Annotated in this window: 9 protein-coding genes, 4 tRNA genes and 1 pseudogene; 12 read left to right on the top strand and 2 right to left on the bottom strand. The window is 64.8% G+C overall.

Annotation, left to right across the window (positions count from 1 at the left end; all coding sequences use genetic code 11):
* Window positions 1-168 precede the first annotated feature (168 nt).
* Window positions 169-240 (bottom strand) — tRNA-Val (locus A4H34_RS08695).
* A gap of 145 nt (window positions 241-385) precedes the next feature.
* Between A4H34_RS08695 and A4H34_RS08690 the strand changes: the two genes are divergently transcribed.
* The 3 genes from A4H34_RS08690 to A4H34_RS08680 all read left to right on the top strand — a co-directional run bounded on the left by A4H34_RS08690 (window position 386) and on the right by A4H34_RS08680 (window position 639).
* A tRNA-Gly gene (locus tag A4H34_RS08690) sits at window positions 386-458 on the top strand.
* Between the two features lie 30 nt (window positions 459-488).
* Window positions 489-559 (top strand) — tRNA-Cys (locus tag A4H34_RS08685).
* A gap of 5 nt (window positions 560-564) precedes the next feature.
* Window positions 565-639 (top strand) — tRNA-Val (locus A4H34_RS08680).
* A 121-nt stretch (window positions 640-760) separates the two neighbouring features.
* Here A4H34_RS08680 and hchA read toward each other — a convergent pair.
* Window positions 761-1,621, bottom strand: coding sequence for a glyoxalase III HchA (gene hchA / locus A4H34_RS08675; protein ID WP_064231837.1), 861 nt, complete (start codon window positions 1,619-1,621; stop codon window positions 761-763).
* 360 nt (window positions 1,622-1,981) lie between these two features.
* Here hchA and thrS point away from each other — a divergent pair, with 360 nt between their 5' ends.
* From thrS to A4H34_RS08630, 9 genes and pseudogenes are all read left to right on the top strand, one after another.
* Entirely contained in the window at window positions 1,982-4,072 is a 2,091-nt protein-coding gene (thrS, locus tag A4H34_RS08670; RefSeq protein ID WP_407946341.1) for a threonine--tRNA ligase, read from the top strand.
* A pseudogene (locus tag A4H34_RS08665) lies at window positions 4,069-4,647 on the top strand (HIT family protein); the annotation flags it as partial. The gene thrS and the pseudogene A4H34_RS08665, both read left to right, overlap by 4 nt.
* Window positions 4,648-4,738: 91 nt before the next feature.
* Window positions 4,739-5,365, top strand: coding sequence for a phosphatidylinositol phosphate synthase (pgsA, locus tag A4H34_RS08660; RefSeq protein WP_064231835.1), 627 nt, complete (start codon window positions 4,739-4,741; stop codon window positions 5,363-5,365).
* A 1-nt stretch (window position 5,366) separates the two neighbouring features.
* On the top strand, window positions 5,367-6,488 hold the full coding sequence (locus tag A4H34_RS08655) for a phosphatidylinositol mannoside acyltransferase (protein ID WP_064231834.1): 1,122 nt from the start codon (window positions 5,367-5,369) through the stop codon (window positions 6,486-6,488).
* 19 nt (window positions 6,489-6,507) lie between these two features.
* Complete coding sequence (locus A4H34_RS08650; protein ID WP_064231833.1) at window positions 6,508-7,635, top strand: glycosyltransferase family 4 protein; 1,128 nt, start codon at window positions 6,508-6,510, stop codon at window positions 7,633-7,635.
* Window positions 7,632-8,201, top strand: a complete 570-nt coding sequence (locus A4H34_RS08645; RefSeq protein WP_064231832.1) for a hypothetical protein — start codon at window positions 7,632-7,634, stop codon at window positions 8,199-8,201. The genes A4H34_RS08650 and A4H34_RS08645 overlap by 4 nt, the downstream gene beginning before the upstream one ends.
* 8 nt (window positions 8,202-8,209) lie before the next feature.
* Complete coding sequence (locus tag A4H34_RS08640) at window positions 8,210-9,787, top strand: PrsW family intramembrane metalloprotease (RefSeq protein ID WP_064231831.1); 1,578 nt, start codon at window positions 8,210-8,212, stop codon at window positions 9,785-9,787.
* 4 nt (window positions 9,788-9,791) lie between these two features.
* Window positions 9,792-10,496, top strand: coding sequence for an NUDIX hydrolase (locus tag A4H34_RS08635; RefSeq protein ID WP_064232047.1), 705 nt, complete (start codon window positions 9,792-9,794; stop codon window positions 10,494-10,496).
* Window positions 10,497-10,573: 77 nt separating this feature from the next.
* A complete protein-coding gene (locus tag A4H34_RS08630; RefSeq protein ID WP_064231830.1) occupies window positions 10,574-12,538 on the top strand; it encodes a PrsW family intramembrane metalloprotease in 1,965 nt (654 codons plus the stop codon).
* The last annotated feature ends 143 nt before the right edge of the window (window positions 12,539-12,681 follow it).

The raw sequence follows: 12,681 nt of genomic DNA, 5'->3' as shown, positions 1-12,681 counted from the left end.
GAACACAGGAAAATTGTGTATACAGGAAGGCAAGGCAAGCTCGCAACGGAGCCAAGGCATCCTTGTAGCTGACGCAAATCAGACAAGTGAACAGTTAAGCCAAGGTTATCCGCGACTGGGCAGGCGGATTTAAAACCCGGATAAACTTGCAACCCGAATAAAAGGGAGTGGGCGATACTGGGTTCGAACCAGTGACCTCTTCGGTGTGAACGAAGCGCTCTACCACTGAGCTAATCGCCCTTCTGCGCACCTGAGATTAGCCTGAAAGCGCAGTTCGGTGCAAGAACGACCTGCGTGGCGTGGACCTCATCATAAAGGTTGGACATCTCCGCTGAGACCGGTCTATAGTTAGTGAGCGCCGTTCGGGCGAAAGCCGGGCGGACGCGCGGATGTGGCTCAGTTGGTAGAGCATCACCTTGCCAAGGTGAGGGTCGCGGGTTCGAGTCCCGTCATCCGCTCGGAGGATCGAAAGTTGTTTCGGTTCGCACGGTGGGTTGGCCGAGAGGCGAGGCAACGGCCTGCAAAGCCGTGTACACGGGTTCGAGTCCCGTACCCACCTCGCATGGGCGATTGGCGCAGCGGGAGCGCGCTTCCCTGACACGGAAGAGGTCACTGGTTCGATCCCAGTATCGCCCACCACGGCCCCGGAGAGATCCGGGGTTTTTGCGTATGCGGCCGACGCCGAGATGCCGGGCCGCTCGAAACCGCCGGCTCTCCTTGCCCGGCTTCCCCGGCGTCGGTCCTTCCTCAGCCGTTCCTTTCAGACGCCGTAGGCCTTGCCGGTGAGAGTCTCGACGGCAAGGCGGCCCAAGGCGTTGGCGGCCAGCGGACTGTCGCCGGTGAGGAGAAGGCGGTCCCGATGGATCTGTCCGCTCGCGCCGTCATTGACGATCGTCAGCCCTTGCCGCTTGAGGCGCTCGCCCAGCCTCCATGTGAGCCGGCCCGGCAGATAGCCGCTCTCTACGAGGGGGCCGACGTCGAACGAGTCGGGGAAAGCGCACAGGGAATAGCCGGCGAAATGGGAGGCGCCGCCCTCGTCCACCGCGGCGCACAGCGCGGCCGGGCCATGGCACAGAGCGACGACAGGCCGTTCGTTCTCCAGCGCCCAGACGAGGACGTCTCTGACGGCTGGGCTGTCGGGAATGCCGCCGCCCATGGCGCCGTGCCCTCCCGGAACGAAGACGGCGGCGTAGTCCGAATCGGGGCCGAGCCCGGCGGCGACGTCCGCAAGGCGCCGGGGCTTGAGCAGCGCCGGGAGCAGCTCCTCGTAGCCTGCCGTGATCGCCTCGTCTTCCGTTGGCATCGCCCACATCTCGAACTTTGCCATGTTCCCAGAGAGGGTTGCGACCTCGATTTCGTAGCCGGCCGCTCGCAAGTGCATGAGCGGCACCAGCGTTTCGACGGGGTGGTTTCCGGTTGAGAAGAGTCCGCCGTCGGTGGGCAGGTAACGCTCGTCGACTGCGATCGTGAGAATCTTGCGGGGCCCGGACGTAACTTGCGGCGCCCCGGCCGCGCCGTCGAAATCGGTTTTCTTGGACACGTACTGCCCGATCGAGTAGTCCGAGGGGAAGAACGCGTTGTGCTCGGCCCGATCGGGGACGGGATCCTTTGAAGCTGACATGTGTCGACCTTTCGTTGAGGCGTGCTCGGACGCCTGATGACGCCGGACTTGGGTCAGATGGGTGGCGGAGCCTCGCGGAATGGACTTGCCCGGCAAAGCCCACAATGGACTCGCTCAGGCAAAGCTACGTCATCGACCTCGCCGTTTCGAGCAAATCGCCGATCTGTTCTTCGACAGCGATAGAGTTTTTCAACCCGCCGGTTTCGCGTAAGCGATTTGGGCGCCCGTCGCCCTCTTCACGCCGTCCGTCCGCTCTTGGCAGGTAGTATTGAGCCTGCGTGCCCGGTATGTGCGCTCAATTTTGATGTTTAAGGAGTTTACGTGCCCGTCAACCTGTCAATCGACGGAAATGCAACGGCCATCGAAGGGCCGCGTTCGGGGATTGAGTTCTTCGCCGACCGCAAGAACGTCGTCGCCCTGAGGGTCGACGGCGAACTCAAGGACCTGGCGACGAATCTCGCGTCCCTTCCCGAGGGCGCCGTCGTCGAAGGCGTCGACGTTTCAAGCGACGACGGTTTGAACATCCTCCGCCATTCGACCGCCCACGTCCTCGCACAGGCGGTCCAACAGGTCTTTCCCGACGCCAACCTCGGAATCGGCCCGTTCATAACGGACGGTTTCTATTACGATTTCGGGAACATCGACGCCGTGACGCCCGAACTCCTGCGCGACCTGGAAAAGCGGATGAAGCGGATCGTCAAGGAGGGGCAGACTTTCCGCCGCCGCGAGATCGCGGACGCCGACGCGGCCGCCGAACTTGCCGGCCAGCCCTACAAACTCGAGCTCGTCGGCACGAAGGGCGCCGGGGCCGAGGGCGCCTCCGTCGAGGTCGGCGGGGCCGCATTGACGATGTACGACAATTGCTCGCGCGACGGCTCCGTCGTGTGGACCGACCTGTGCCGCGGCCCGCACCTGCCTTCCACGCGCTTCATTGGGAACGGGTTTGCGTTGACGAAGGCCTCCGCCGCGTACTGGAAGGGCGATCAGGCGGGCGACCGACTCCAGCGGATCTACGGAACGGCGTGGCCCACGAAGGACGAACTCGCCGCCTACCAAAAGCGCATCGCCGAGGCCGAACGCCGCGACCACCGCCGCTTGGGCGCCGAGCTTGACCTCTTCTCCTTCCCCGAGGAAATAGGGCCGGGCCTCGTTGTGTTCCACCCCAAAGGCGGCATCTTGCGCCACATCGTCGAATCGTATGTGACCCGGCGGCACCTCGAGGAAGGCTTCGACTTCGTCCACACGCCTGAGATCTCAAAGGGCGGGCTCTTCCACACGTCGGGCCATCTTCCGTACTATGCGGACACGATGTTCCCGCCCATGAAGGTCGACGAGGAGCGCGGCGCCGACGGCGAAGTGACGAGGGCGGGCCAAGACTACTACCTCAAGGCCATGAACTGCCCCATGCACAATCTCATTTTCCGCTCCCGCGGACGCTCGTATCGGGAGCTGCCGCTGCGCTTCTTCGAGATGGGCCGCGACTACCGCTATGAGAAGTCGGGAGTGGTCCACGGACTCACCCGCATGCGTGGCTTCACCCAGGACGATTCGCATACGTACTGCACTCCGGAGCAGGCCAAGGGGGAAATAGAGATGCTTCTCAATTTCTTCTTGGACATTCTGCGCGATTTCGGGCTGACGGACTTCTACCTCGAGCTCTCCACCCGCGACGAGGGGAAGAAGAAGGACAAATTCATCGGCTCGGACGAAGATTGGGCGGCTGCGACCCGCATCCTCGAGGAAGCCTGTGCGGCCACCGGGCTCGACCTCGTTCCCGACCCGGGCGGGGCCGCCTTTTACGGGCCAAAGGTCTCCGTGCAGGTCAAGGACGCGCTGGGCCGCACATGGCAGATGTCGACGGTGCAATACGACTTCAACCAGCCCGAGCGTTTCGATTTGGAATACACCGCCCCCGACGGTTCGAGGCGAAGGCCGGTCATGATCCACTCCGCCAAACTCGGGTCGGTCGAACGTTTCATCGGCGTCCTCACCGAGCACTACGCCGGGGCGTTCCCCGCCTGGCTCGCCCCGGTCCAGGCGCGGCTCGTTCCCGTTGCAGAAGCCTTCAACCCCTACTGTGAAGAGGTCGCGGCCAAGCTCCGAGCCGCGGGAATCAGGGTCGACGTCGATCTGTCCGACGACCGTTTCGGCAAGAAAATCCGCAATGCGGCAAAGGAGAAGATCCCCTTCACCCTCATCGCGGGCGGAGAGGACGCCGAGGCGGAGGCCGTTTCCTTCCGCTACCGCGACGGGCATCAGGAGAACGGCGTTTCCGTGGACGAGGCGGTGGCCCACATCGGCCGCGTCGTCGCCCGCAGGGTCAACGATCCGGCTTGCGAGCGTCTGGTTGAGGCGTCCGGGGGAGGGGAAAAATCGGGCGAAGGCGCGAAGGGCAAGCCCGCCGCAGACAGGGCTTGTGCCGAAGGCGCCTCCGGGGGAGGGAGTCGATGACCGACGGTTTGAGCTCCTCGGAAAGTCTCGGCTCCTCAAAGGGCCTCGTCGACGCGGCAGGCCTTCCCGGAGCCCCGGATGGTTTCTTGCGTCTGTGGACGCCGCATCGAGCGGCGTACGTCTCAGGCGCCGCCAAGCCTGAGAAAACGGGAGAGTGCCCTTTTTGCGTCGCGCCGTCGCTGAGCGACGCGGAGGCCCTCATCGTCGCCAGGGGCCGCGCGTGCTTCGCCCTTCTCAATCTCTACCCTTACAATTCCGGCCATATTCTGGTGTGCACGTATCGCCACGTCTCGCTCTACACGGACCTGACGGACGAGGAGCGGATCGAGATGGGGAGCATGACGGCACGGGCGATGGAGGCGTTGGGCGAGGCTCTTCGGCCTGCCGGCTTCAACCTGGGGATGAACCAAGGCGATGTCGCCGGCGCCGGCATCGCCGCGCACATCCATCAGCACGTCGTTCCCAGGTGGCTCGGCGACGCCAATTTCTTGCCGATAATTGCTCAGACGAAGGCGATTCCGGCAATTCTCGCCGACACCAGGAACCTTGTTTCCGAGGCCTGGTCGCGCATCGACCGCGGATCGACGGGCGAAGGCTCAATGCGCGGAGGCGCGACGGGCAAAGGCCCTGCCCGGGAAGACCCGGCGGGCGAAGAAGGGAGCGGAAATGCTCAGTAGGACTGGCCGACCATTCGTTCAGACGGTTTTTGGGCCCATCGCGAAGCTTTTCGTCAAGATGGGAGTGAGCGCGGACGCGGTGACTCTTACGGGCACGGTCCTCGGCGTGGCGCTGTCGCTCACCCTGCTTCCGACGAATCGCCTCGTCGTCGGCTCTCTCAGCCTGGGAGGGCTCGCCCTGTTCGACAGCATCGACGGGCAAATCGCGCGTTTGACGAACACGTCGTCGAAATGGGGCGCCTTCTTAGACTCGACCCTCGACCGGATCACCGACGTCGCCATTTTCAGCGGCCTGCTCGCCTGGGCGTATCTGCACGGCGAGAGCGGCGCGATGCGAACCTTCCTCATGATCGGTCTGCTTGCGGCCATGGGGACGGGATCCGTCGTGCCGTACGCCAGAGCGCGGGCCGAAGGCCTCGGCATGACCGCCTCGGTGGGGATCGCCGAAAGGGCGGACAGGCTGGTCATCATCCTTTTCAGCGCCCTTTTTGTGGGCCTCGGGCTGCCGCAGTGGGTTCTTCTCGCGTCGGCCTGGTACCTGGCGGCCGCCGGCCTTGTCACGGTCGTCCAAAGGATGGCGGTCGTTTACCGGCAGGCCCACGAGACGACGGAGTGACATGGACGCCGTTCGCCTTTTCCGCTTTGCCGACGCCGCCGCAGGAGCCTTGCCGGAGGCCGTCGGCAGGGCCGTTTTCGACGCGGTGGGAACCGTCGCGGGGACGCTCCCGAGCGCAGGGGTCCGCAGGCTTCGCGCGAACGAGGCGAGGATTCGCCCGGGAATGACGCCCCGGCAGAGCCGGGCATTGGCCAGGCGGGCCATGCGTTCGTACATGCGTTACTACTACGAGGCGCTGAGGCTGCCTCGCATGAGCAGGGAGCAGATACGCGCGAGAGTGCGAATCGACAACAGCGAGTGGCTGCGCGAGAAATTCGCCGAGGGACAGGCCGCCGCCGCGGCCCTCATGCACTCGGGAAACTGGGACCTGGCGGGGGCGTGGGCTGAAATCGACCTCGTCCACGTCCACACCCTGGCCGAAAAGCTCGAGCCTCAGGAACTCTACGATTTCTTTGTCGGGTACCGCACCGCAGTGGGAATGTCGGTCTATCCGGCCGGCGCCGGGGCGATCCACCGGATCGAAGAAGCGATGCGCGAGGGCGCCTGCCTGGCGCCGATTCTGGCCGACCGCGACCTGACGGCCAGCGGCGTCGAGGTCGAGTTCTTCGGCAGCGCAATGCTGGTGGCGGCGGGGCCCGCGCTGCTCGCGCAGAGGGTCGGCGTCCCCGTCTATCCGGTTTTCTCCTTCTACGAGAAGATTTCCGGGAAGCGGCGCCGTCGCGCGGGCACGCGGTGGGGGATGCGCCTGCTCGTCGGCGAACCGGTTTGCGCGCGCACGGACGCCTCCTCTCCGAGCCACGAACGCGCGGCCGACATCGCTCGAATGAGCCAGGAGTGGGTCTCCCAATTCGAGCCGTGGGTGGGCGAGCACCTCGAGGACTGGCATATGCTCCAAAAGGTCTTCGTCGAGGACCTCGATCCCGAGCGCCTCGCCCGAACCCGCCGTCGGGCCGCCGAGGCTCTAAGAGAGAAGCCGAAAGACGCGAAGGCGTTTGGGGCGGGCCATGAGCCGCCTTCGAAGGCCGAGAATGCGCCGACGGCGGCGAGGGCGTTTGCGGAAGAAAAGAAGACGGCCGCGACGGGCGCAGGCGAGGCCGTCGCCGAATCGGAGGCCCGCCTGTGAGAAGTGTGGAGGATCGACCGTGAGAATAGGAATCGCATGCCCTTACTCGTGGGACGTCCCCGGCGGGGTCGGCGTCCACATCCGGGATCTCGCCGAGGAGCTCCTCCGCCGCGGGCACGACGTCGGAGTGGTCGCCCCGTCCGAGGCGAAATCCCCGATTCCCGACTATCTCACTGCGACGGGGTCGGCCATCTCGATTCCGTACAACGGCTCGATCGCCAGGCTCGCCTTCGGCCCGCGCGTCAACCGCGAGGTGCGCGCTTGGCTGAGGGGCGGCGGCTTCGACGTCGTCCACGTCCACGAGCCCTTCGTCCCCTCGGTGTCGATGCTCGCGCTCATGAGCGCCGAGTGCCCGGTTGTCTCGACGTTTCACACGGCCATGGACCGCTCGAGGGCCTTCGAGGTGTTCACGCCCGTGCTGCGCCCGGTGCTCGAAAAAATCCAGGCGAGGATCGCGGTCTCCCAGGAGGCCCGGCGCACGGCCGTCCAATACCTGGGGGGCGACGCGTTCGTCATACCGAACGGCGTCTACACTCGCCAGTTCGTCGAAGCGGCGCGGGACGGGCGCTTCACGGGAACGCCTGACCGCCCGACGCTCGGATTCCTCGGCAGAATAGACGAGCCTCGCAAGGGGCTCCCCGTGGTCGCCCGCGCTTTCCCGGCCGTCCGCGAGGCGCTTCCGGGCGTCCGCCTTTTCGTCGCGGGACGGGGAGACATCGACGAGGCCAGGCGGCTTTTCGGCCCGCACGCCGAGGCGGTGGAGTTCCTCGGAGGCGTCTCCGACGCAGACAAGGCGGCCCTCCTTTCCTCCGTGGACGTCTATCTCGCTCCGAACACCGGCGGAGAGTCCTTCGGAATCATCCTCGTTGAGGCGATGAGCGCCGGAAGCTTCGTCGTCGCCTCGGACATCCCCGCGTTCAGGGCCGTCTTGGGCAACGGAGCCTTCGGATCGCAATTCGCCAACGAAGACTCGGACGGTCTGGCCGACGCGGTCGTCAAGGCCATAGGCGATCCGGCCAGGCGAGCCTCCGTCACAGCCTCCGCCCAGGAAGAAGCCGGAAGATACGACTGGCACACAGTTGCCTCACAGATCTACGCGGTATATGAAACGGCCGTTCGCACGGCCGGAATGGAGGTGGAGGATTGAATCACCCGTCGCTTCTCGTCGTCGCGTGCGTGCTGGCGGGCCTGCTCGTCCTCTATCTCACTCTCGCAGCACGCCGCCTCGACCGGCTCCATCAGACGGTCGTCAAGTCTCGCAGGGCCCTCGAGCTCGCCCTCCACGCCAGGGCGGAATATGCCCGGGAATTCGCGGCCGAGGGCGGGCTGGACGTCGCCGCATCCATCCTCTTGACCGATGCGGCGGACGCCTGTCTGCGCGAGGGCATCAACCCGATAGTCGACGACGGCCTGGACGGCCTGCCTCTCGACGTCGCCCGAGGCGCGGCATCCGATCGGCGGACGATCGAATCCTCCATGTCGCGAACCCTAAGGCTCACGGTAGACGAGCTCGAAGAAGAAGACGTCTCAGCCGAGTTCAAGCCGCTTCTAGACAAGCTGTCCCGAGCTCGCCTCGACGTGCGCCTTACCCGAACGTTCCACAATTCGCACGTCGATCAGATACGGCGTGTTCGCAGGTCCTTTTACGTTCGGCTTTTCTTTCTTGCAGGGCGGGCGCCGGCACCCGCCACCGTGGACATCGACGACGAGTGAGGGGTTGCGTGACAGACCAGTTCATCCCACAGGATCCTCCAGCTTCCGGCTCGCCCAAGTCCGAGACGGCTCCGGTCTTCGAGGCGGCTACCGAACCCGAGACGGCTCCGGTGTCCGAGGGGATCCCCGGTTCCGGTTCGCCAGAGTCCGAGGCGGTTGACGACGAGCTTCAGAGACTCGTCGAACCGGCCGACGGGCACGCCGACGTCCCGGACGAGGCGGAGATGCCCGTCCAGTTTCCGCCGAGTCAGGCCGACGCCGGGGCTCCGCCTTCGCAGCGGCCTCGCCCGGCCCGGCAGGAGCCGCCGAAGGGCCGGGTTGCACCGGCCCCCAGATGGCGGCTGTCCCCGAATTGGTCGTGGCAGACGCTTGTGGCATGCGTGATCTTGGTCGGAGTGACCGTCGTCGCCCTCACTCTCGCCTTCGGGCTGATCAAGGACCAGACCCAGGCACTGTTCGACTACGCTTCGCGCAGCTCCGGCCACAAGTACGAAGAGGACGTCCCCTACCCGCTCCTCATCTGCCTTGCGCTGGTCCCTGCTGTGGTGATCGGCGCCGCCGTGTGGTTCATCGATCGCTGGGAGCCAGAGCCGGTCGTCATGTACGTGATCGCCATAGGATGGGGCGCCGGGGTCTCCGTGCTGGTCTCATTCGACGGCAACGGGTGGTGGTCGCAGCGCGTCCTCGGCACGGCGGCGAACAGCGCCCAGTACGACGTTATGACGAAAGCCGTGGGAGCGGCGATCATCGAGGAGTCCGCCAAAGGCCTCGGCCTGCTCGTCATATTTTTCGCGCTCAACAAGTACGTCAACGGGCCGATGGACGGCCTCGTCTACGGCCTCCTCGTCGGGATGGGCTTCGCCTTCACCGAGAACATCCTCTATTTCGCCAGAGCCTCGGTGGCCGAGACCGTGGGCGGCTCAGTGGACCTTTCCGGCATGGAGACGTGGACGATAGGCTCCCTTTTCTTCGCCCGGGCGATTCTCACGCCGCTCGTCCATCCGCTTGCGACGGCCATCACAGGCCTGTTCGTCGGCTTGGCCACGACGTCGCGAAAGCCCTACATCGCAATCTTCCCAATGGCGATTGTTGGCTGCGCGTTGGCCGCCTTGCTGCACGGCCTTCACAATTATTCCTCAATCAAGCGGTTTGCCGACGAGCCCGCAACGCGCATGATGCTCCAGCTTCCCGTCTACATCGGCGCGGCCGTCCTCATTTACTTTGTTGCGGGGATGCAGCGGCGAGACGTCCACAGGGGCCTCGTTGAATACTCGCGGGCGGGGTGGCTCAGCGCCAACGAGGTGCGCATGGTCATGAGCCTCGTCAACCGCCGGAAGGCCCGCCTGTGGGCGGGAGCGTCCGCGGCCGAACTGGGCAGGACCGTCGAAGCGGGGAGCAAGGCCATGCGCTCCTTCCAAAACGAGCTCATTCACCTCGGGTACACGAGGAGCATCAACGTTCAGCGGCGCACCGCGCATACGGAGCAGGTCCGGCGCAAGGAGGCGGAGCGCCTGGCGTACATCACCGAATTGCGCAAGGTGTTCACGACGCCGGCGAAAGGCCGGGAACAGCATGCCGGAATCTGAGGCGATGAGCGGAGGCGCGAACATATCGCCCTGCGAGGGGGCGGGCGGCGCGGACGCGCCCGGAGCGGGTTGGGTCAACGGCGTCGCGAATCCGCCGGAAGCCAAGGGGATGAGCGTCGAAAAGCACGCGAGCCGCGCGGGAGATCCGTCGGACAAGGTCCGCGACAGTTGGCTTGACGAGTGGTCTCCGGACGCCGACGGCGTTCCCTACAGGCGGGCTGCGCGCGTCGTCGTCGTCGATCCCGAGGGACGCGTTCTTCTCGTGCACGGCCACGACTTCGACGACATCGACCATTCATGGTGGTTCACCGTGGGCGGCGGTTTGGGCGACGAAGGGCCTCGCGAGGGCGCCGTGCGCGAACTGCGCGAGGAGACCGGCGTGAGCGCCGACCCCTCGCGGCTCGTTGGGCCGGTGTTGCTGCGCAGCGATGAGTTTCGGTTTGCCGCGCGAACCGTGAGGCAAGACGAAGTGTTTTTCGTCCTCGCGGTGAGCGGAGAAGAAGCGCGTTCGGCCAGGCCGGGATACGATCTGACGGCCGCCGAGCGGGAGACGCTTGACGAGTTTCGGTGGTGGAGCCTGGCGGAGATCCGCGAGGCCGAAGCAAAGGGCGAGACCTTCTATCCTGCGGGGCTGGCCGATTTGGTCGAGACATGGTGGCCCAAATGGGACGGAATCGTCAGAAATGTCACGGATAGGGCGTTGGAGTAAGGGGCCGTCTCCCCAAGAGTCGCGTGGGCTTTCCCTCCCAGATTAGGATGCACGGTGGAACGTTGAAAGGAGTGGACGTGGCTCAACATCAGCAGTACGCGCCGGGCGGGCAGATTCCCGCCCAGCTGTACCCGCAGGGCTCCGGAAATATGCGTCCCCCGGCCTACCCACAAGGGTACGGGCAGGTAAAGGCTCAACCTCGACGCCTCAACCTTCCCGGCCGATGGACGCCGGGTTCGCTTGTTTTTGCAATATGCATCATCGTGCTTGCCGTGGTGGCGATCATCGTCTCGTTCGAACTCATCAACGACATGGTCGAAGAGCAATACCAGGTTCTGGGCAGGAGGGCCTCGCAGAAGTTTGAGAACACCACGAGCATCCTCAAACTTACGATCGTCGCGCTCATCCCGCTTCTTGTCATCATCGCCCTGGTCCGATGGATCGACAGATGGGAGCCCGAGCCCATCCTCTTCTACGTCCTCTCTCTCGGCTGGGGCGCCGGCGTCTCCGTCTACCTCGCCTTCGAGGGCAACAAGTGGTGGGGCAACGAGATGAAGAAATGGCTGTTCGAGAACCGTCAGCTCAGCGACCGAGACGGCGGAATACCGTACATAAAAGGCGATGACGGAATCGCTTTGCTGTATAACATTCTGCACACTGCAGTCGGGGCCGGCGTCATCGAAGAGGGAGTCAAGGGCCTTGGGCTCCTCCTCATGTTCATTTTCTTGAAGAAGTACATCAACGGGCCCATCGACGGAATGATCTACGGGACGCTCATCGGCGCGGGGTTCGCCTTCACCGAGAACATCCTTTATTTCGCCACAGCCGACGTCAAAAACAACTTCATAAAGCAAGCTGGGATGGACGCGTCTCAGGACGTTTTGGGGCAGACCATCGTCATACGAGCGGTGGCCTCGCCTTTCGTCCATCCAATATGCACGGCCATCACCGGATTGCTCATAGGGCTCGCGGCCACACAGAGGCTTTCTTGGCTGTTCGTCCTTCCGCTCGGGCTTGCGGGATACGCCATGGCCGCCGGGCTGCACGCGAGCCACAACTTCTCCGGAATCATCCGAATCGCCGAGGACACCTGGACAAGGATCCTCATCCAAATCCCGGTCTACATTTCCGCGATCGCGATGATCATAGTGGTCAAGAATCTCCAACGAACCACCGTCAAACGCGGGATACGACTGCTCGTCGCCGACGGTTTCATCGGCAAAGAAGACGAGACGATGCTGATGAAGTCTAGCTTGAGGTCTCGGGCCGTCGCCTGGGCGGGCGAGCGCCTTGCGGCGAGCGGGGGAGTGGCTCAGGACGGCCGCAAGGCCATGCGGCGGTATCAGAGCGAGTTGCTTCAGGCTGGTTTTTTCCGGGCTCTGCTGGCGGACAATGAAAAGTCTCCGGACCTCGCGGTCATCAGGCGCGAACGCGAAAGAATGTCGTTCATTTTGAAACTGCGCAGCGTTTTCCTTCCTTCGACGACGTCGAAGCCCAACGCGGCCCCGGCGTCGGCTCCCGTTCCGGTTCAGGCCGCTGTCGCCCCGGTGCACGCCACTCCGGCTCATCCGCAAGCCGTTTCTGCGGCTCGGTCGCGGTCGGCTTCGGCGGGCCAGTCTCAGTCGCCTTCGGCGGGTCGTCCGGCGCCGACTCCGGGCCGTCCGCAGGTGCCGTCTCCTGGCCGTCCGCAGCGCCGTCAGCCCGCGTCCGTTCCGCAAGCTTCTCCGGGGCGGATGCAGCCTCCGCGTCATGGTCAGCCGCAGGCGCAGCCGCGAGGACAGTCTCAGCCGCGAGGCCAGTCTCCGCATCAAAGTCAATCGCAGAATGGAGGCAGCGGACACAACGGCCAGCCGCGTCCCCAGGGGCATGAACAGCCGCGCTCCGACGGCCAGCCGCGTCCCCAGGGGCATCCCCAGCAGAACTCGCAGCAGGCTGGCTCCGGCGGCTACCGTCCTCCACAGCAGTCCGACGCGGACTACCCGCCCGCCGCGCCCCCGCCTCAGGGACGGCCGCGGTTCCGACCCGGCGGCCGGACACCCTAATCTGATAAACGGAGTCGTACGGGCTAAATTGACCGAGGCCTCGGCAGGCTAAATGGAGTCTTTACCGGCCTAGAGCCGCCTCAGCCAGCTCGGCGGGCCCGAAGAACGCGCCGATTGATTTTCTCGTCGATCCCTCTGGCCGG

It is taken from the genome of Peptidiphaga gingivicola, from assembly GCF_001652275.1.
GTDB classification, from domain to species: domain Bacteria; phylum Actinomycetota; class Actinomycetes; order Actinomycetales; family Actinomycetaceae; genus Peptidiphaga; species Peptidiphaga gingivicola.
The sequence above is the reverse complement of the archived record's forward strand: the minus strand, read 5'-3'. Positions and strand labels throughout refer to the sequence as shown.

Excerpts from the sequence above, each read along its gene's own strand:
- A4H34_RS08655 (WP_064231834.1), top strand. The coding sequence starts at position 5,367 with ATGGACGCCGTTCGCCTTTTCCGCTTTGCCGACGCCGCCGCAGGAGCC.
- pgsA (WP_064231835.1), top strand. The coding sequence starts at position 4,739 with ATGCTCAGTAGGACTGGCCGACCATTCGTTCAGACGGTTTTTGGGCCC.
- A4H34_RS08635 (WP_064232047.1), top strand. The coding sequence starts at position 9,792 with ATGAGCGGAGGCGCGAACATATCGCCCTGCGAGGGGGCGGGCGGCGCG.
- hchA (WP_064231837.1), bottom strand. The coding sequence starts at position 1,621 with ATGTCAGCTTCAAAGGATCCCGTCCCCGATCGGGCCGAGCACAACGCG.